This is a genomic window from Aquificaceae bacterium (assembly GCA_037722135.1).
Classification (GTDB): domain Bacteria; phylum Aquificota; class Aquificia; order Aquificales; family Aquificaceae; genus Pampinifervens; species Pampinifervens sericum.
Window position 1 is genome coordinate 1 of record JBBKAW010000097.1, and the last position, 17,770, is coordinate 17,770.

Sequence of the window (17,770 nt, forward strand, 5' to 3'; positions counted from 1 at the left end):
ATGTATGAGGTTTACACTATTGAATCAAAGGGGAATAACGCAAGAATTTGGCTTGAGGATAAGTTTTTTGTGATGTGTGATTATTTTGGAGAGGATGTGGATAGATTGAAGGAATACATAAGGCAGAGGATGGAGGACAAAAGGAGCAGGTTCTGTTTTATTAGTGCGTTAAAGGACGGATATGCAAAGGTCCTCTATGAGGATATGTGTAGCTACAGTGATTTTGAAAGAAAAGCCCTTTTCGTGAGATACAAGGAACTAAAGACCGCATACGTTTCTCAAAAGGCGGACAATGACTGTCTTGTTATATACACTCAACAGTTTAATGAACTTGCAAAGAGCTTGGGTATTAGGCTTGAAGAAGACGCAGCAGCCATAGCCATAAAACCTGCAAGACCTTCAAGGGAATTTGAAGACATACATCATCCTGCCCTGCAGGTCTTTTATACAGAGAAGATAGGATGGTCTTCTGATGAGGTTTACTCTCAACAGCACAACCTTTTCCTCTTTACCCTTATCGCCCTTTCCATGTATGAAAGTGAAGCCTTTCAAGTGCCTTACAGCAAGCTAAGCCTATACTCAAAGGAAAGGAATATTTACTTAACTATAAATCGTCAAGCCAATGATGGAGTTAGAAGTTCCTACGTGTTTCCTTTAAGAACTATCTTGTATGAACTGGTAGAGTTTTTCAGACATCTCCCTGGTGATAAGGAAATGAGTTAAAATATATATTCCTATGGAGCTTATAGGCATAGAGGACTTTCTAAAGTTGGATATAAGGCTTGCGAAGGTGTTGTCCGCAGAGAGGGTAGAAGGTTCAGAAAAACTTTTAAAGTTGAGGGTGTCTCTTGGAGAGGAGGAGAGGACGTTGATGGCTGGTATAGCAAAGCACTATAGTCCGGAAGAGCTGGTGGGTAAGAAGGTGCTAATGCTGGCAAACCTAAAACCAAAAAAGATATTTGGCGTGGAGTCTCAGGGTATGGTGCTTGCGCTCTCTGATGGAGAAAGTCTTTCACTTATAGTTCCTGATAGAGATATAAAGGAAGGTGCAAAGGCTGGGTGAAGCCATGAGGTTTGTAGAGCCTATAAAAGGACTTGAGCTTGAGTTTGCTATTATACCTGCTGAGAAGATAGTTATACCGTCTATTCAACGGGAGCTTTCGGATATGCACATAAAGAGACTTATGGAATCTATGGAAAAGGTTGGTTTTGTAGAGCCAATATCGGTGGTTCCCACAGAGGATGGCTATTATGAGGTTATAAACGGACAACATAGGTTTGAGGCTGGTAGACAGCTTGGCATGAGAGAGTTTCCAGCAGTTATATTGCCACCTTCCGCCAAGGACTACATAATAGCCTTAAACATAGAGAAAGTTCCTTCTTTAAAGGACAGAGCTCATCAGGCTTATGAGATATTCATGTCCTATCTCCAAAGGGACCCAAACTTTCCCGAATACCGTCTGGAAAAGTTCATAGAAGATGCATATCTAATCACTTTAGGCTTTGTAGTAGACAAATACGGAGATAAGAAATTCCCCGGCTATGCCTTTGAAAAAGTTCTCAAGAAGGTGGATGCCTTTCTGGAAAAGCCTTTGAGCGAAGCGGAAAAGGAAAGGGAAGAAAGAGCTAAGATCCTTCTCAAAGCAAAAGAGGTTTTAAACAAAAGATACGAAGAGCTTGGATTAAAAAACGCACTTCAAAAAGAGGCTATAGTCTCAAAAGCTTTTCAGAGTGTTTATGGAAAGTATGTGAGAATGTTAAGTGAGGACTTTTACCAGGTTTTTGAAAAGCTCATCCCTGCAATAGAAAGCGTTAGCTTTGAAGAGGGGGAGCTTGAGGAGTTTTAGTTTGGTGGAGGCGGCGGGAATCGAACCCGCGTCCGAGGACTTTCGGAGTCCAGAGCCTCTACAGGCTTAGCCAGTGTTTTACTCTGACCTCTTGGGCGTCCACTGGCAAACTCCCAAGAGGCGAGCAGGGAAGTTTTTCGGCTCAGGTCAGCCCTGCACTAACCTGCGCCTACACCTCTGTGTCTAAGCCCTGTCAACCACCCAGAGGTGCAGTGGTTGCAGAGCCACTGCCTTTAGTTAGGCAGCGAGAGCGAGTTCCCTTTCGGGAAGTGTTTTTAGTGGCTCTTTAGGTTGCCACCCTGCCTGCAACCCTGTCCTACAGTCCCCGTCGAACCCATTCGCCCCCTTAAGGGAACTCTACCTAAAGTATTATTATAGTACAAATGCGGAAGTTGTCAAGACTAAAGGGTATAAGGAGAAGGCTAAAGCTGAAAAAGAAAAGGGAAAAGCAGTTGATAGAAATATATCAAAGTAGGCTAATAGAATCTCTAAAGGAGTTGAGAATACCTCTTCTACTTCTACATTTTTCCATAAGCGTAGGCACTCTGGGATACATGCTACTTTCTGATGGTAACTTTATAGACTCCATATACATGACAGTTATAACTGTAGGAACTATAGGCTTTGGAGAAATAGCCAAAGGGACGGACACTCCTGCAGGCAGAATATTCACCACCTTTCTTGCCCTGATGGGTATAGGCGTATTTACCACTTCGGTAACGGTAATTGTCAGACTTTTTCTTGTAGGCGATGTGCTAAACCTAATAAAATACATAAAGATGCTCACAGATATTGAAAAGTTAAAAGACCATGCCATAGTGTGTGGATATAACAAAACATCTGCGTGGCTTGCGGAGGCTTTGCGTAAGAGGAAAATTGACTTTGTAGTCATAGATGCGAGAGAGGAAGCCTTAAAGTATATACAGCGACACAACATAAGGTATTTTATAGCGGAAGAGCCTTTTAAAAAGACCGCACTCCTCTCTGCAGGGATACATAGAGCTAAGTATCTTATAGCCAATATGGAGGACGAAGCGAAAAATATAGCAGTTATTGCCACTGCAAGGCTTCTTGTGCCTGATAAGGAAAAGCTCTTTATATACTCTACCGCACCCACCGATGGCACAGCCCAGAAGTTGGAAGAGCTCGGTGCCAACAAGGTTATAGTTCCAGACAAGCTAATAGCCAACAGGATATTTTCCTATATGCTACATGAAATGGGAGGCTATGTTTCTGACCTCTTTGACAGGATAGCCTACGGCGAGGAGACGGAGCTTGAGATAGTGGAGCTATTCGTTCAAAGCGGTAGTTCTCTTGTGGGTAAGAAGCTTAAAGATATAGACCTAAGGAGGATATACGGAGTTACTGTTGTAGGTATAAGGAGGTTTGATGGAAGCTTGGAGCTTACAGTATCTGGAGATACACAGATAGAAGAAGGAGATACACTTTTACTGCTTGGTAAGCCTTCAAATATAAGAAAGGCTATGGATTTCTACAAGGAGGTTCTAAAATGAGGCTCAAGAAAATAATGACAGACTTTTTCCTGCTTATGGCTCTCACTACAAACATTAGCTTTATATTTAACCCAAATCCCTATGAGCTTGTGATAACGGTTATAGCAAACCTAACTGCCACCATACTAAAGCTCGGCGAGGGTAAGATATTGGCAACTGAGATGACCGCAGCGAGCCTTGTGGCAGACCTTCACCTCATACCTGCAGTCTTTATATACTTCTTGGGAGATATCCCGGAGGCGGTCAGCCTTGCCATTGGTGCTCTTGCAGCAAACATCATATCCGTACTCCTCTCCATCATAGAAGCTATCTTTAGCTACCTGTCAGAGGAGTAGGCTATCCATTAGCCTTAGCTTTTCTCTCTCTATAGCCTGTCCAAGCTCCTTGCCTTCAAGCCCTTTAAACCTTTCAACATCTACCTTTACATGGCGAAGTTTTTCCAGATACAGCTTTACCTTGTCTCTTTGATAGACCATAAGAATCAGAAGAAAGGCTGTGGGCTTGCCCTTAAGGGTTAGGTAGACTTCTGAGTTTTTCTCTGCGGTTTTTAGGGTCTGTATGACCTTGTGTAGGCTATCCTTTAATAGCTTGTAGCTTTCTCTTACCCAAGAGGGTGCGCTAATGTCTCTTAGGATAAGCTCTCCTGCTTCCCCTTTGAGGTTCTTTATAAGCAATAGAAAATACACCCAACCATAGTCTATTTTCTCTTGAGGAAACTCTATTTTATGCCAGCTTATTATCTCTCTTAGCTTTTCTAAGTCCCTTTCTATGTCCTGTTTAAACTCAAAGCCCTCTATTACCTGTTCAAGAACCCTATACTTTTTGTAAAGCCTGAGAATATCCAAGAGTTTTTCTTCTCTGAGAGCAAGTCTTAGCTCGTTGAGTATTCTTCCTTTTGGAGCTTTTTTTATTAGACCCATTTCCACTGCATTCTTAAGGAGCTTTTCTGTGCTTTTTGAAAGCTTAAAGTCAAACCTACCTACAAACCTCAAGGCTCTAAGTATTCTCACAGGGTCTTCCACAAAGCTCATAGGATGCAAAACTCTTATTATTTTGTCCTTTAAGTCTCTGAGACCTCCAAAGTAGTCTATGAGAGTGCCAAAGTCCTCTGGGTTTATAGAAAGAGCCATGGCGTTTATGGTAAAGTCTCTACGAAGCAGGTCTTCCCTTAGGGTAGCCCATTCCACCACCGGGTAAGACCCAGGGTGAGGGTAAGTTTCCCTTCTTGTGGTGGCAAACTCTAACTTGTAGCCTTCTGTCTTCATGTGTGCGGTTCCAAACTCGGGGAAGGCGTGGCAATTCACATTCCACCTACCAGCAAGCTCCTGAGCCAGCCTTACCGCATCGCCCTCCACCACAAGGTCAAGGTCCCATATGCTCTTTTTCATAAGCAAATCCCTTACCACACCTCCCACAAGATAAACCCTATAGCCAAGTTCCCTTGCGGTATTTCCTATCTTTTCCAAAAGGGACTTTAGTTCTTCTGGCACGGAGAGTTTTCTCTCGTAGGCTCTTGTTTCCTCCATATGCCTCCTATAGGCATAAAGTAGGTCAAGTCTTGTTATTACACCCACCACCCTTCCTTCCGAAAGAACTGGTATGAGCTTTTCTCCGTATTTTGAAAGGATATTCTCCGCATCCCACACAAAGTCCTCTGGAAGGAGTGTATGAAACTCTTCCACCATAAAGTCTCTAACCTTTCCACTCAAGCCATGCTTTTGAGCTCTAAGAAGGCTCTTTTTGTATACAACTCCCACAAGCCTGCCTTCGTCATTTACCACCGGCGCACCCGCAAAGTTCCTTTGAGTTAGCTCAAGAAGTGCAAGGTTTATATCCATATCCTCATGAAGAACAAAGGGTGGATAGCTCATTATATCTCTCACTCTTAGTGGAACTCTCTCCCCCCTTAGCACAGCCTCCAATACAGCCTTGAGCCTTTCTCCAGAAACCCCTTCAAACTTCCCCGCACTTGCAAATTCATGCCCACCACCACCAAGCCTTTTGAGCACCTCAGACACATCAAATTCACCCTTTAGAGAGCGTCCAAAAAGGTAAGTTTTGCTACCTGCCTCAACTATGACGAAAAAGGCACAAGACTCCCTTATATCCCTAAGCTCGTATACAAGGCTCAGAATCTCTGGCTCGTATTCTTCCATTCTTAGAACTACAAGGCTTACCCTTTTGCCTTCCACAAAGAGGCTTTCAAGGCTAATTAAGTGTTTTGAAAGAAGGTCTATATGTTCCTTGCTTATGCCACCACTTAGAAAGTTTCTAAGAAGTTTAAGGTTTAAGCCTTTTTGCAAGAGCCATTCTACCGCCCTTGCATCTCTGTGCGTGGTTCCCTCGTAAGTAAGCATGCCTGTGTCTTCGTATATACCAAAAGCCAATATGGTGGCAGACTCGCTGTCTATGTCCCTTCCCTTTTCCATAAGTTCTTCCACAATAAGGGTTGTGCAACTTCCCACCGCATCCACTTTCCCCTCAAAGCCTTTGGGTGCAGAGGGATGGTGGTCAAATATGTATATCTTGCCTATTTTTTCACCGAACCTTTGCAGGTATTCCTCATAGTCATGGTTGTCCACAAGCACCAAATCAAAACTTTCGGGGAGGGCATCCAAAAGTCTAAATCTTTCCTTGAAGTGGTTAAGCACCTCGCTGGCTCTCTTGGAAAGATAAGAGGGTTTAAGAAGTAAGGCATCCTCATACAAAAGCATAACTCCATAGGCAGAAGAAAGGGCGTCTAAATCCGCTCCTTCCTGAAGGACTATCAGTTTAGGCATGGGTTTAAAATTATATTGTGGATAAGGTAATAATGACTTTCGTTGGACTTTTTTTGGGTTTTGTCTTCGTAGAGCTTACCTACAGGCTTGCCAACTTTAAGTTAATGCCTGCCTATATACTGACCCTTCCCCTTAAACTTTTCATATTTGCTCTTGCACTTTTTTCTTGCTATGCTTATAAAGATGTATATGGCTTTGTTTTCTGTTTTCTCGGTTTCATATCTGGCTTTTTCCTTCTATTAATATTGAGGGGGATTACCAAAAATGGAAGACCTGAAGGTGCTTGAGCCTCTCTTTAGGAATACTCTTTTTCAGTTTTTCCTCTGGATGGCATTAATCCAGCTTCTTGCACAGGTGTTTTTAGATAGGCGTATAGCCTTTTGGATTTCCTCCATAAGCACTACCCTTTTATGGCTTAAGATGTTTGACCCAATAACTCCTATAAAGGCTTGGCTGGTTATACTTCTAATATTTTCCCTATACCTTCTTCCTAAGGTCTTCTTCCACTTTAACCTATTTCTATATCTGAAAGGGAAGAAAAGGTGTCCTGAGTGTTATAGTGAAGTTCACTGGAGGGCAAAGAAGTGTCCCTTCTGTAGTTATGCCTTCAAAAGTGTGGAAGGACCAGGCAAGGAGGGTTAAATTATAGGATAAATCTACTCACAGGGGGTAAGGTATGGCGATGGTGGACCTATACAAAACTTTGAAAAAGCAAGTCTTTAAGCTTTTTATGGAAGAAAGGGAAAGGAGAAGGACAGCTTTGAGGCTTAGGTTTGAAGTTCAAAAAAAGTCCTTTGACAAGAAAGGAAATATGCATTAAAATATTTAACCTGTAGGGGCGGTAGCTCAGTTGGGAGAGCGCCTGCTTGGCGTGTAGGAGGTCGGGGGTTCAAGTCCCCTCCGCTCCACCAATCCTTTTTATATTCCCATATCCTGAGCCTGCTCTTCTGTTAAGTGTCTATCCTCCTTAGACTCTCTCTGCAGAGATTCACACCTATCAAGAAGTTCCTTTAGTCTTATAGGTGCTTCGGTAAGTGGCAAAGATGAGTCGTATATTTCCGCTTTTACTCCACACTCCTTCATGGCTTCGTAAAGCATTCTGAGACCCTTCTCTGCTTCTGGTCCGTTTCTACGCACCACCCATATCCAGTCTGGGTTGAGTTTTCCTTCTTTGTGAAGGTCTCTTATGGCATTTGCCACACCTTCACCCAGAGTTACATCTATCCTTGTGTTGTTAGCGGTTCCACCACAGACCAATACTCCTCTTATACCGGGCTTTGAGAGTATTATCCTCGTTATCTTATACATTTTCTCTGCAGGAGGATTTCCTCCTATGTCGGTAAAGTTGGCTGGTCTTAGACCAACCGCATATGCGGTTTCTATGGTAACCGTTGAACCCCCACCTCCAAAGGTCATCATAGCAATATCTCCGTCCATCTCCACGTAAGAACCAGCCTTTCCTCTGTGGTCGTCTCTGTCTATTAGAGATGCTTCTATTTCCCTTTCTGTGGGTGGTCTTTTTAGAGCGGTTCTTACTCCATATATCTTTGCGGGTGGCACACTTGCATCGTCGTCAATGGTTACTACCGCATCAAGGGCAAGGACTCTTTGCTTGCCACCCACATCGCATATGGCAAGGGGGTTTATCTCCAAAAGCCTTGCTTCCGATTCCCAAAAGGCTTTCCACATGTTGGCTATGACTTCAGAGAGCTCTCTCAAAACTCCCATGTATTCTTGAGGAAAGCCAAGCTCAAGAAGATAGTTTCTGACCATATGGGGATATAGCCCTTTCATTGGATTAATAACCCAGCTTTTGACCTTTTCTGGTGGGACTTCCTCTATGTCCATACCTCCTTCAAGGCTGAGAGTAAGCACTGGTGCTCTAACCTCTGTGGAATAGGTGATGGATGCATAAAGCTCCTTTAGTATGTTAGCCTTCTCACTTACTAAAAGACCTACAGGCATTTCACCGTAAACGGGATAATTAAGAAGAGCGTTAAAGGTTTCTACCGCTTCTTCAGGGTTTTTGCAAAGTTTTACCGCTCCAGCTTTGCCCCTCTTGCCTACGAGCACCTGGGACTTTATTACACACTCACCCAGCTGGTTTATAAAGTTGACAATGTCGTCACTTAGATGGTCACCGAACACATACCTTGGAGTAGGGATTCCGTATTTCTTGAAGATTTTCTCGTATGCTTCATACTCATAAAGGTTCATGGGCTTCCTCCTTTTTAGAAATTGGTATGACTAAAATTATACCATTCTGGTAGTTAACAGAAGCCACAAATAGAGTTAATATATTAATGTGCGTAAAGTCCTTTTTACCTTTTTAGGTTTCTTGGGTGTGTTCCTTTTAATGTCCTTAGCCTTTATACTAATCCTGTCTGCAAACCTTCCTCCAGTGGAGGCTTTGAGGGGCTGGAAACCTCCGGTAGCTACAGTGATATATGATGCAAAGGACAGACCCCTTGGTGATGTAGCATTGCAAAGAAGATACTATGTGAGCCTAAAGGATATACCCCCCCATGTTAGGCAGGCTTTCATCTCCGCAGAAGATAAAAATTTCTACAGACACCCTGGCGTCGACCCTGTAGCCATACTCAGAGCTGTCGTTGCAAATGTAAAGCGCGGAAAAATTCATCAAGGTGCATCCACCATAACCCAACAGTTGGCGAGAAACCTCTTTCTAACACCAGACAGAAGTCTAAAGAGGAAAATAAAAGAAGCTCTTTTGGCAATCAAGATTGAAAGGCATTTTACAAAGGACCAGATACTGGAAATGTATTTGAATTACATATACCTTGGTCAGGGAGCCTACGGCGTGGAAGCGGCTTCAAGGGTATACTTTGGGAAATCTGTAAAGGAGCTCACCATTGACGAGGCTGCAGTCTTAGCTGGTCTTCCAAAGGCACCTACACGCTATAATCCCTTTAGAAATCCAGACAGGGTAAAAGAGAGAAGAAACTATGTGCTTCGTCGTATGTATGAGGATGGATATATCACGGAAGAGGAATACAGAAGGCTTATAGAAAAGCCTATAAACGTTAAGTTAGAGAACAGATATTACGGTATGGATTATTTCCTTGATTATGTAAAGGACTATCTTGCGAACAAGTATGGTGAGGTTATCTTAGCTGGAGGATACAAGGTATACACCACCGTGGATAAGGACCTTCAGGAGCATGCAAAAAACGTGTTGAAGCGAGGTATTATGAGAGTTGCCAGGGCAAACCAAATACCCTTTTTACCAGAAGACCCGTATGAAACTGCAAAGAAGTATGAGGAACAAAAGGTTGAACTAAAACCCGGTAAGGTATACATAGGTAAGGTGCTTTCTGTAAAGGGACAAAAACTTAAGTTGGAGCTGGGGGAATACCAATTTGAGCTTGAAAGAAGGAGTCTGCCTGTTGAAAAGGGAGACTTTGTGCTTGTAAGACTCTATCAGGACAGAAGGAGCAGGGAGATAAAAGCGGAAGTGCTCCCAGACCTGCAGGGAGCTCTTGTAAGTCTTGATGTGAAAACGGGTGCTATAAAGGCTATGGTGGGTGGATATTCTTACCTAAGAAGCCCCTACAACAGAGCTGTTTACGCAAAGCGTCAGCCTGGGTCCGCTATAAAGCCTGTAATATACCTTGCAGCTCTCATGAAGGGTTATACGCAAGCCAGTTTAATAGATGCTACTCCAAGGAGTTTTTATGACCCATCTACAGGCAGGAATTGGACTCCTGATAACTATGATGGTGCGAAGTATAGTTGGATTACTCTAAGAACCGCCTTGGCAAAAAGTGTGAACACTGCCACAGTAAACCTTCTTGCGGACATAGGCTTTGACCTGCCTATAGAGATTGGAAGGCTTCTTGGTATTGAGCTAAAACCTTACTATTCCATGGCTCTTGGTAGTATAGAAGTTACTCCTCTCCAGCTCACTTCTGCCTTCCAAACTTTTGCAAACCTTGGAGTTAGATGTGAGCCTTACTTTATCAGGAAAATAGTTGCACCCGATGGTTCTGTTATTGAAGAAAACTCTCCAAGGTGTGAGCAGGTCTTACCTCCACAGGAGACAAGAGTTCTTGTGGACATGCTAAGGGCTGTGGTGCTTGAGGGGACTGCAGTGTCCGCAAGCTCTTTGCAAAGGGTAGTGGCGGGCAAAACAGGGACTACAAACGATTACGTGGACGCATGGTTTGTAGGCTTTTCACCTGACATAGTGGCTGGCGTATGGGTAGGCTTTGACATAAGGAGGAGCATGGGTAGAGGAATGGCAGGTGCAAGGGTTGCACTTCCCATATGGATAGACTTTATGTCCGTTGCTGGCTATATGTATCCTAACAAAGATTTTCCTATACCACAAGGCGTGGTTGTGGTAAACTGTCCAAAGCCTATGCTTTTTGTGGAAGGAACCGAGGGGGTATGCAGAAGTGAAAATCAAACAGAGCCTCAGGAGCAGTGGGATGAACTTGAAGGCATTGTAGACCCCAAATATCTAAGGAAAGAGCCAAAGGTTGAGGAAATCCCATAATGAGAGAAATTTTGCTTGAAAGCACCTTTGTGAGCATAGATGTGGAAGCCACAGGGTTTGACCCCTCAAAGTCTGAAATAATTGAAATTGCCTGTGTTAGAGTTGAGGGCGGAGTTATAACAGATAGGTTTTCAAGTCTTGTATATCCAGGCTATTCCCTGCCTCAGAGAATAACAGACCTCACAGGCATAACCAACGCCATGCTTGTGGGAAAGCCAAAGATGGAGGAAGTCCTTCCAAAGTTTCTCAAGTTTGTAGGTGATAGTGTGATAGTTGCCCATAGGGTGGAGAAGGATATTGCCTTTATAGACAAGTATTACAGACGGCTATATGGCAAAAGGTTTAGACACCCTCACATATGCACCTTCAAACTTGCTAAAAACATACTTCCAGACCTTAGAAAATATTCTTTGAAAGACCTTGCGGACTACTTTGGAATAGAATACAAACGCATCCACAGGGCTATGGATGATGCCCAGATTACTGCTCTTGTATTCCTTGAGCTATTAAAGCTACTGTGGCACAGGCTCGGCATAGGGGATTACTTAGGAATAAAGAAACTCTCAAAGGGGTAGAAGGTTTCTTATTCTCTCAATAAGTCCACCTCTTACCTCTACTCCCTCATCCTTTAGCTCTTTGGCAAGTTTTTCAAGAAGCCCCCTGAGTGAACCGCTTACATCTTTGGGAACTTCTATGCGAAAGGTTATTATCAAGTTACCCGCACCGTCACCTGCAGGAAATCCATAGCCCGGTAAGGTCTTTGTTGACCCACACTCTGTTCCCGGCTGGACAAAGACTTCTATCTCTCTTCCATCAAGCCACCTTATCTTTGTAGTCCCACCAAGCACCGCCATGGGAAAGGATATGAACTTTTCCATATAGAGGTCTTTGCCTACTTTTCTAAAAACTTCATGTGGTTTTATGCTTATCCTCAAATAAAGGTCTCCTGGCTCTCCACCCCTTTCTCCTGTATGACCAAAGCCGGAAACCTTCAAAACCTCACCCTCGTCCGTCCCGGGTGGAATGCTTACCCTTACCTTGCTTCTTTTTGCCACCCTACCTCTTCCTCCACAGGTAGGACATAGGTTCTTTATTATGTAGCCCCTTCCTTTACAGACAGAGCATGGTCTTGGGAAGTTAAATATGCCGCTAACCCTTCTACCAGTCCCTCCGCAGGCATGACAGGGCATCTTTTCCATTTGACCCCTATATCCCTTACCTTCACAATCGGGACAGTCTACCCAACGGTCATATTCTATTTCCTTTTCACATCCCAAGACAGCCTCTTCAAGGCTTAGCTCTAACTTTAACCTTATGTCCTGTCCCCTTTTGGGCTTTGGTGCTCTTCTCATACCCTGCCATATGCTCTCAAGGAAGTCTTGGATGTATTCCATGAAATCCCTGTATCTCTTTTCGTCCCCGCTTTGAAGTATACGGTCGTATTCCCTTCTTTTCTCTTCGTCAGAAAGTATGTGGTAGGCTTCGTTTATTTCTCTAAAACGTTCACTTGCCTGTGGGTCAGGGTTTACGTCAGGATGCCACTCCTTGGCGAGCCTCCTGTAGGCTTTCTTTATCTCTTCCTTGCTGGCGTTCCTTGATACACCTAAGGTCTGGTAATAGTCTTTTATAGGCATTGAGGATATAATATAGGCTCTTTTTTGCTAAAATTAAAGGCATGTTGGTGATTTTCCTAACAGTGCTCCTAATCTTTACCTTTGGATATACTAAGGACCTCTTGATGGCATCCTCCTATCCCATATACTATCCCCTTAAGTATTTGGCAGGCGATAGGTTTGAAGTGGATGTGCTCATAAAATCTCAGGCGGACCCTCACCATTACGAGCTAAAACCTGATGATGTCAGAAGGCTTCAAAGGGCAAGAGCCTTTCTGTATCTTGGCTTAGAAGGGTGGGAAAGAAAAGTAGCCAATAAGATGGGGAAAGGCAGAGCCTACTCCCTTGCACAAAACCTAACACTTATTAGGGCAGGAAAGCACTACGACCCACATGTTTGGCTCTCTCCCAAGGCATACATGGGAGTGGTGGAAAACATACAAAAGGTTTTGTCTCAATTAGACCCAGCTGGTTCTGAACAATACAAGAGGAGAGCAAGTGAGTATATGGAAAGGCTAAGGGCGTTGGATAAGGAATACAGGGAAGTGCTTTCCACGTGTAAGACAAGAACCTTGGTGATTACCCACCTCTCTACCGCATACTTGGGAAGGGACTATGGACTTGAGACGGTGGGCTTAAGGGGCGTTCATGCGGAAGAAGAGCCAAGACCTTCTGAGGTAAGGCGTATGGTAGAAAGGGCAAGGAAAGCTAAAGCGGGTGTGGTTTTTGCGGAGTTGGGACAGGACGAAAGGCTTGCAAGAAGGGTAGCACAGGAAGTGGGTGCAAGGGTTTTGACCTTTAATTCATCTCTCTTTCCAGAGGAGAGAAATGACGACTATTTTTCTATTATGAGGAGAAACTTAGAGAGGCTTTCAGAGGGTCTTGAGTGCCAGAGAAAATAGTAGAGGTCAAAAACCTTCACTTTAGATACAGAGAGGATGAGCCTCTTATTGAAGGCTTGAGCTTTTATGTGGAAAAGGGAGAGTTTTTTGGAATTCTTGGACCAAACGGTGCAGGAAAGAGCACACTTTTGAGAATTTTGCTTGGCTTTATAAAGCCTCAAAGAGGAGAGGTAAAACTTTTTGGTGAGAGCTTGGATAACTTTAATCAATGGAAGAGGATAGGCTACGTGCCTCAAAGGTTTTCTGTGGAAAAATCCTTTACAGGTAATGTGGGGGAGCTTCTAAGAGCGGTTGCACCCAAAGAAAAAGTGGGTTGGGTTATAGCCTTCCTACACCTTGAAAACCTGCTAAACAGACCCTTTGTAAAGCTCTCTGGTGGAGAACAGCAGAAGGTGTTGCTTGCTCTTGCCCTTACCACAAACCCAGACCTTTTAGTCCTTGATGAGCCTATGACCGGTCTTGATATACACGCTCAAGAACATATAGAGCATATCCTAAAGGAGGTGGCAAAGGATAGGACAGTGATAGTGGTGTCTCATGATGTGGGTTTTGTGCTTAGGAACGCAAAAAGGATTCTGTGTATTGGTATGCCCTTCTGCAGGGTCATAAAACCCGAAGAGTTTCAAGACCTTGTAAGAGAACTCTACAGATTGCATCCTTAACGAAAACTTAACATAAGCCTTTTATAATATTCTAAAAACCTTATAGGAGGTGAATCATGAGAATAAAAGCTCTTTTGGCTTCCGCGGTATTAGCGGTAGGCTTTTCCACACAGGCTATGTCTCAAGGGCTTACCTTGGGTGAGCAGTATACCCTTAGAGGTTATACTGGCAAAGCCATGGGCGAGACCATGGCTAATGTTTTTAAAGTTCAACATCTCCATGTGCTGACCAACAACACCACCATATGTGCTTCACTGGTGGGTGCCATAGGTGCAGGATACTTGGACAGTGAGGGTAAGCGTAGATTGGACATCACGGTGCTAAACTCTCCAGAGGATGCTCAAAATCTAAGACCTATGGGACAGGTGGTAGCCCTAATCTATGGAGGTCAAGCGTCTCCTGAGGTAAACTACAACCTTACAAAAGCTACCCTTCGCAGGCTTGCGGATGCGGACTACAAAGGTGCTATCTTTTTCCACCTTAGAATATGGGTTCCAAAGATGATAGAAAGGGCAGCACAAGAGGACCCAGTTATAGCTAAGTATTTAGCTGGAAAAGAAAACCTCTATACGGTGACCGCAGACCTTCAAAACAAGGTAATAAGACTATGGCAGGTTTCTGTAAAGGACGGAAAGCAGTCAACGGTAAAAGAACTTGGAACCATACCCATGAACCCTGTTTGGGAAGACCTTCTGCGTAGGTCTCTATAAATCTCTTTGCGGGCGAAAGCCCGCCCTCTTGCCTTATAATAGGGATTTATGTCAAAACTCCTCGTATTCCTTGCCTCTTTGCTTTTTGCCTGTCAACCTTTGCCAAAGGAAGTGCCTCTTGAAAAGTATAGAAATCAGTTTATAGAGGGTGAGGTTGTTCTTGATGAGGCTCTCAAGGACAAAGTTCCAAAGGGAAACACCTTTCTTATAATATCTGTTAGAGACCTTGAAAATCCTATGCCTTTGGCAGTCTTGAGGGTGAAAAACCCAAAGCTACCCTACAAGTTCAAGATAACAGGCAAGCATAAGCTAAGCCATGATAGAATCATGGAAGGACAGGTTATAATAACTGCAAGATTGAGTAGTTCTGACAAGGCGGAAGCTCAAAAGGGAGACCTCATTGGCTTTGCTAACGCACAGGTTGGAACAAGGGGTGTGATAATAAAAATAAATTCAGAGGTGGAATGATGGACAGGTTTGTGAAGGCTTTTGTGGAGAGAGGCAAGGCAATTGCGGTGCTTCCAGCCTTGAGCCTTTTTATAAGTGCGGTTTTTCTTGGCTTTTATGGTGTTTATCTTTCCTTTGAAACCCTCTACAAGGTCTTTACAGACCCAGAGTATTTGGATACCGCCATACTTTCCACTAAGTTTATAGCGGTTATGGACATACACTTACTTTCGGTGATACTCTACATCTTTGCGGTAGGTCTTTATGAGCTCTTTGTAGGAAAGTTAAACGTTCCAGATTGGTTGAAGATTGAAAGCATAGACCAGCTCAAGGCTAAGCTGGCAAGCGTAATAATCCTCATACTTGCCATAACCTTTACAAAAAACGTGGTAAAGTGGAAAGAGCCTGTTGAAACCCTTCTCTTTGGTATAGCTATTGCCATAGTGGTTGGCGTGCTTATCTTTTATTACAAAGTGAAAGAAGAGCATTGATGGAAAAGGGTTTGGACCTCAGGGAGCTTACCATAGTTAACGAGGTTGCTAAAATACTCAGTAAGGGTCTTGAGTTTACAAAAAGCCTTGAGGAGCTTCTAAAGGTTCTCTATTCCTACTGGGATGTGAGACATAGCTATGTGGCACTCTACAGTCCTGAGATAAAGGCTCTAAAGATAGTCAAAGCCTTTGGGTTAACAGAGGAGGAGGCGGAAAGGGGCATCTTTAGAAAGGGTGAGGGTATAGTGGGAAAGGTCTACAAAGACGGCGTGCCTGTCTTTTTGTCAGATACAAAGATAAACGCCTATCTTAATAAGACTGGTCTTAGAGAAAGGCTTGAGCCTAGTGAGAGCTTTGTGGCAGTGCCTATTAGGGTGGGAGGTGAGATAATCGGAGTGCTTGCGGTCTTTAAGGACTTTGGAAAGGAAAGCGTAGAGAGGGGTGTGGAGCTTTTGTTAATAATGGGGACTATGATTGGCATGCTTTACAAATTGGATGAGAGGATAAATCAGGAAAGACAGGAGTGGGAAGAGGAAAAGAGACTTCTTACGAAGGCTCTCAGCGAAAGATACAGCGTAGAAGGTATAGTGGGCAAAAGCCCAGTTATAAAGAACCTTCTTGACCTTATAGAAAGGGTTGCACAGACCGATGTAAACGTGCTTATAACCGGTGAGAGCGGAACGGGTAAAAGTCTTATCGCAAAGGCTATACACTTTATGAGTAAGCGGAAAGAAAAGCCTTTTATAACCATAAACTGCAGTGCCATACCAGAAACCCTGCTTGAAGCGGAGCTTTTCGGATACGAAAAGGGTTCATTTACTGGTGCTTACACTTCAAAAAAGGGAAAGTTTGAACTGGCAAGCGGTGGAACGGTTTTTCTTGATGAAATAGGCGATATGCCCCTTGCCCTTCAGCCTAAGATACTAAGGGTCATACAGGACAAGGAAATAGAGAGGCTCGGCAGTGAAAGGACTATAAAGGTGGATGTGCGCATAATCTCCGCCACCAACAAGAACCTTTCCGAGCTTGTCTCTCAGGGACTGTTTAGGGAAGACCTATACTACAGGTTAAACGTCCTTCCCATCCACATTCCACCTCTAAGAGAAAGAAAGGAAGACATACCTATACTGGTAGACCACTTTTTGGAAGTCTTCAATCAAAGATATGGCAAAAGGGTAAGACTTGACCCAAGAGTTATTGAAGTTTTTATGGAGTATCCTTGGCCCGGTAATGTAAGAGAGCTGGAAAACACCATAGAACGGCTTGTGATACTTAGAGATGGTTTGATAAGGGAGGCGGACTTACCACCTTACTTTTTTGCAAGGCTTTATGACATAGGTCCAAAAAACATGCCCCAGGTTATACAAAGCACGGAGAGGGATGAGATAGTAAAAGCTCTTGAAAAGACAGGGTATGTAAAGTCCAGAGCGGCAAGGCTTTTGGGATATACTCTGCGTCAGCTTGACTATAGGATAAAAAAGTATCAGATTGAAATAAAGAGGTATTAGAGGTGAAAGTTAGAATAAAGAGGCATCCAAAAGGTGTTGAGGAGTTTGAAGTTGAGGTTTCTCAGAAGATAACCCTCCTTGAGCTTTTGTATAAAGTTAAAGAGGAGCTTGACCCTACCCTCGCCTTTAGGAGTATGTGTAGGGCGGGTATATGTGGCACCTGCGCAGTAAAGCTCAATGGAAAGCCAGTCCTTGCGTGCTCCACGTGGGTTTCTGGAGAGGATTTACTTGTTGAACCCATTGACAGGTTTTCTGTGATAAAGGACCTGGTAGTAGACCACGAGAGCATAGTGAAAAGGCTAAAGGATTATAGCCTGTGGCTACGTATTGGAGAGGGGACTATAAGCCTACAAGAGGATATAAACCGTAAAACTTCAAGAAGCTGGGAGTGTATACTCTGCGGTATATGTGATAGTGTGTGTCCTGTGCTATCAGAAAGTGGACTTTTTGGAGGTCCTCTAACCCTCACAAGATTATACAAATACCTTCATGACCCAAGAAATGCACAACAAGAGACTACTTTGAAAACTTTGCAGAACCTCAAGCCAGAACTTTGCACCCATTGCATGAACTGCTCCTATGCCTGTCCCAAAAGGCTTATGCCAGAGGGTCTAATAAGAGAGGAAGAAAACCTGCTTGTAGAAAAGGGTCTACTTCAAAGGCAGGTAGGTGGCTTTGACTTTTTGAGTTTTTAAAGGAGGATTTCTATGAAAAACTTCTTGGACCTTAAACTCTCCGAGCTTGGTGTGGGCACATATCTTGGAGAGCTTGACCAAA

At 43.6% G+C, this 17,770-nt stretch carries 20 protein-coding genes, 1 tRNA gene and 1 other RNA gene; 18 read left to right on the plus strand and 4 right to left on the minus strand.

Annotated elements, in window-relative coordinates:
- From WKI49_06600 to WKI49_06610, 3 genes are all read left to right on the plus strand, one after another.
- Window positions 1-723: hypothetical protein (locus tag WKI49_06600; GenBank protein ID MEJ7622156.1), on the plus strand; the 723-nt coding region annotated here is incomplete at its 5' end.
- Window positions 724-736: 13 nt separating this feature from the next.
- Window positions 737-1,063 (plus strand): methionine--tRNA ligase subunit beta, encoded by a 327-nt coding sequence (metG, locus tag WKI49_06605; GenBank protein ID MEJ7622157.1) that lies wholly within the window; start codon window positions 737-739, stop codon window positions 1,061-1,063.
- Window positions 1,047-1,847, plus strand: a complete 801-nt coding sequence (locus WKI49_06610; GenBank protein ID MEJ7622158.1) for a ParB/RepB/Spo0J family partition protein — start codon at window positions 1,047-1,049, stop codon at window positions 1,845-1,847. Before metG ends, WKI49_06610 begins: the two co-directional genes overlap by 17 nt.
- A 2-nt stretch (window positions 1,848-1,849) precedes the next feature.
- Here the strand turns inward: WKI49_06610 and ssrA are convergent.
- Window positions 1,850-2,193: a transfer-messenger RNA gene (gene ssrA, locus WKI49_06615) on the minus strand.
- 37 nt (window positions 2,194-2,230) lie between these two features.
- Between ssrA and WKI49_06620 the strand changes: the two genes are divergently transcribed.
- Window positions 2,231-3,361: a potassium channel protein gene (locus WKI49_06620; GenBank protein ID MEJ7622159.1), complete on the plus strand. Its 1,131-nt coding sequence runs from the start codon at window positions 2,231-2,233 to the stop codon at window positions 3,359-3,361.
- Window positions 3,358-3,696: a DUF6394 family protein gene (locus WKI49_06625; GenBank protein ID MEJ7622160.1), complete on the plus strand. Its 339-nt coding sequence runs from the start codon at window positions 3,358-3,360 to the stop codon at window positions 3,694-3,696. Before WKI49_06620 ends, WKI49_06625 begins: the two co-directional genes overlap by 4 nt.
- On the opposite strand, the gene WKI49_06630 is transcribed toward WKI49_06625, so the two are convergent.
- Window positions 3,685-6,141: a CBS domain-containing protein gene (locus tag WKI49_06630; protein MEJ7622161.1), complete on the minus strand. Its 2,457-nt coding sequence runs from the start codon at window positions 6,139-6,141 to the stop codon at window positions 3,685-3,687. The genes WKI49_06625 and WKI49_06630 overlap by 12 nt on opposite strands.
- A 17-nt stretch (window positions 6,142-6,158) precedes the next feature.
- Between WKI49_06630 and WKI49_06635 the strand changes: the two genes are divergently transcribed.
- The 4 genes from WKI49_06635 (at window position 6,159) to WKI49_06650 (ending at window position 7,052) form a co-directional block, all read left to right on the plus strand.
- On the plus strand, window positions 6,159-6,428 hold the full coding sequence (locus tag WKI49_06635) for a hypothetical protein (protein ID MEJ7622162.1): 270 nt from the start codon (window positions 6,159-6,161) through the stop codon (window positions 6,426-6,428).
- The gene (locus WKI49_06640) at window positions 6,406-6,783 is read left to right on the plus strand and encodes a hypothetical protein (GenBank protein MEJ7622163.1); all 378 of its coding nucleotides are present in this window, start codon (window positions 6,406-6,408) and stop codon (window positions 6,781-6,783) included. The genes WKI49_06635 and WKI49_06640 overlap by 23 nt, the downstream gene beginning before the upstream one ends.
- A 34-nt stretch (window positions 6,784-6,817) precedes the next feature.
- Entirely contained in the window at window positions 6,818-6,961 is a 144-nt protein-coding gene (locus WKI49_06645; protein ID MEJ7622164.1) for a hypothetical protein, read from the plus strand.
- A 15-nt stretch (window positions 6,962-6,976) separates the two neighbouring features.
- Window positions 6,977-7,052, plus strand: a tRNA-Ala gene (locus tag WKI49_06650).
- Window positions 7,053-7,059: 7 nt separating this feature from the next.
- On the opposite strand, the gene WKI49_06655 is transcribed toward WKI49_06650, so the two are convergent.
- Entirely contained in the window at window positions 7,060-8,358 is a 1,299-nt protein-coding gene (locus WKI49_06655) for a succinate--CoA ligase subunit beta (protein MEJ7622165.1), read from the minus strand.
- Window positions 8,359-8,446: 88 nt separating this feature from the next.
- Between WKI49_06655 and WKI49_06660 the strand changes: the two genes are divergently transcribed.
- Window positions 8,447-10,660, plus strand: coding sequence for a PBP1A family penicillin-binding protein (locus tag WKI49_06660; protein MEJ7622166.1), 2,214 nt, complete (start codon window positions 8,447-8,449; stop codon window positions 10,658-10,660).
- Complete coding sequence (locus WKI49_06665) at window positions 10,660-11,235, plus strand: 3'-5' exonuclease (GenBank protein ID MEJ7622167.1); 576 nt, start codon at window positions 10,660-10,662, stop codon at window positions 11,233-11,235. Before WKI49_06660 ends, WKI49_06665 begins: the two co-directional genes overlap by 1 nt.
- Here WKI49_06665 and WKI49_06670 read toward each other — a convergent pair.
- Entirely contained in the window at window positions 11,224-12,294 is a 1,071-nt protein-coding gene (locus WKI49_06670) for a J domain-containing protein (protein MEJ7622168.1), read from the minus strand. The two genes, WKI49_06665 and WKI49_06670, sit on opposite strands and share 12 nt — an antisense overlap.
- Before the next feature lie 41 nt (window positions 12,295-12,335).
- On the opposite strand from WKI49_06670, the gene WKI49_06675 reads away from it, so the two are divergent.
- Genes WKI49_06675 through WKI49_06705 form a run of 7 tightly spaced genes read left to right on the plus strand, consistent with a single transcriptional unit; the run spans window position 12,336 to window position 17,688 of the window.
- Window positions 12,336-13,175, plus strand: a complete 840-nt coding sequence (locus WKI49_06675) for a metal ABC transporter substrate-binding protein (GenBank protein ID MEJ7622169.1) — start codon at window positions 12,336-12,338, stop codon at window positions 13,173-13,175.
- Window positions 13,160-13,837: a metal ABC transporter ATP-binding protein gene (locus WKI49_06680; GenBank protein MEJ7622170.1), complete on the plus strand. Its 678-nt coding sequence runs from the start codon at window positions 13,160-13,162 to the stop codon at window positions 13,835-13,837. Before WKI49_06675 ends, WKI49_06680 begins: the two co-directional genes overlap by 16 nt.
- 56 nt (window positions 13,838-13,893) lie before the next feature.
- Window positions 13,894-14,547 (plus strand): hypothetical protein, encoded by a 654-nt coding sequence (locus WKI49_06685; protein ID MEJ7622171.1) that lies wholly within the window; start codon window positions 13,894-13,896, stop codon window positions 14,545-14,547.
- A gap of 48 nt (window positions 14,548-14,595) precedes the next feature.
- A complete protein-coding gene (locus tag WKI49_06690; protein ID MEJ7622172.1) occupies window positions 14,596-15,015 on the plus strand; it encodes a hypothetical protein in 420 nt (139 codons plus the stop codon).
- Window positions 15,012-15,485 (plus strand): YqhA family protein, encoded by a 474-nt coding sequence (locus WKI49_06695; protein ID MEJ7622173.1) that lies wholly within the window; start codon window positions 15,012-15,014, stop codon window positions 15,483-15,485. The genes WKI49_06690 and WKI49_06695 overlap by 4 nt, the downstream gene beginning before the upstream one ends.
- Window positions 15,485-16,993 (plus strand): sigma 54-interacting transcriptional regulator, encoded by a 1,509-nt coding sequence (locus tag WKI49_06700; GenBank protein ID MEJ7622174.1) that lies wholly within the window; start codon window positions 15,485-15,487, stop codon window positions 16,991-16,993. The genes WKI49_06695 and WKI49_06700 overlap by 1 nt, the downstream gene beginning before the upstream one ends.
- A gap of 2 nt (window positions 16,994-16,995) precedes the next feature.
- Window positions 16,996-17,688: a 2Fe-2S iron-sulfur cluster-binding protein gene (locus tag WKI49_06705; GenBank protein MEJ7622175.1), complete on the plus strand. Its 693-nt coding sequence runs from the start codon at window positions 16,996-16,998 to the stop codon at window positions 17,686-17,688.
- Window positions 17,689-17,770 lie beyond the last annotated feature (82 nt).

What these genes read in the sequence shown, in the direction of transcription:
- WKI49_06685 (MEJ7622171.1), top strand. Translation starts at nt 13,894, where the DNA reads ATGAGAATAAAAGCTCTTTTGGCTTCCGCGGTATTAGCGGTAGGCTTT.
- WKI49_06670 (MEJ7622168.1), bottom strand. Translation starts at nt 12,294, where the DNA reads ATGCCTATAAAAGACTATTACCAGACCTTAGGTGTATCAAGGAACGCC.
- WKI49_06700 (MEJ7622174.1), top strand. Translation starts at nt 15,485, where the DNA reads ATGGAAAAGGGTTTGGACCTCAGGGAGCTTACCATAGTTAACGAGGTT.
- WKI49_06645 (MEJ7622164.1), top strand. Translation starts at nt 6,818, where the DNA reads ATGGCGATGGTGGACCTATACAAAACTTTGAAAAAGCAAGTCTTTAAG.
- WKI49_06625 (MEJ7622160.1), top strand. Translation starts at nt 3,358, where the DNA reads ATGAGGCTCAAGAAAATAATGACAGACTTTTTCCTGCTTATGGCTCTC.
- WKI49_06620 (MEJ7622159.1), top strand. Translation starts at nt 2,231, where the DNA reads ATGCGGAAGTTGTCAAGACTAAAGGGTATAAGGAGAAGGCTAAAGCTG.
- WKI49_06695 (MEJ7622173.1), top strand. Translation starts at nt 15,012, where the DNA reads ATGATGGACAGGTTTGTGAAGGCTTTTGTGGAGAGAGGCAAGGCAATT.
- WKI49_06675 (MEJ7622169.1), top strand. Translation starts at nt 12,336, where the DNA reads ATGTTGGTGATTTTCCTAACAGTGCTCCTAATCTTTACCTTTGGATAT.
- WKI49_06630 (MEJ7622161.1), bottom strand. Translation starts at nt 6,141, where the DNA reads ATGCCTAAACTGATAGTCCTTCAGGAAGGAGCGGATTTAGACGCCCTT.
- metG (MEJ7622157.1), top strand. Translation starts at nt 737, where the DNA reads ATGGAGCTTATAGGCATAGAGGACTTTCTAAAGTTGGATATAAGGCTT.
- WKI49_06640 (MEJ7622163.1), top strand. Translation starts at nt 6,406, where the DNA reads ATGGAAGACCTGAAGGTGCTTGAGCCTCTCTTTAGGAATACTCTTTTT.
- WKI49_06655 (MEJ7622165.1), bottom strand. Translation starts at nt 8,358, where the DNA reads ATGAACCTTTATGAGTATGAAGCATACGAGAAAATCTTCAAGAAATAC.
- WKI49_06690 (MEJ7622172.1), top strand. Translation starts at nt 14,596, where the DNA reads ATGTCAAAACTCCTCGTATTCCTTGCCTCTTTGCTTTTTGCCTGTCAA.
- WKI49_06665 (MEJ7622167.1), top strand. Translation starts at nt 10,660, where the DNA reads ATGAGAGAAATTTTGCTTGAAAGCACCTTTGTGAGCATAGATGTGGAA.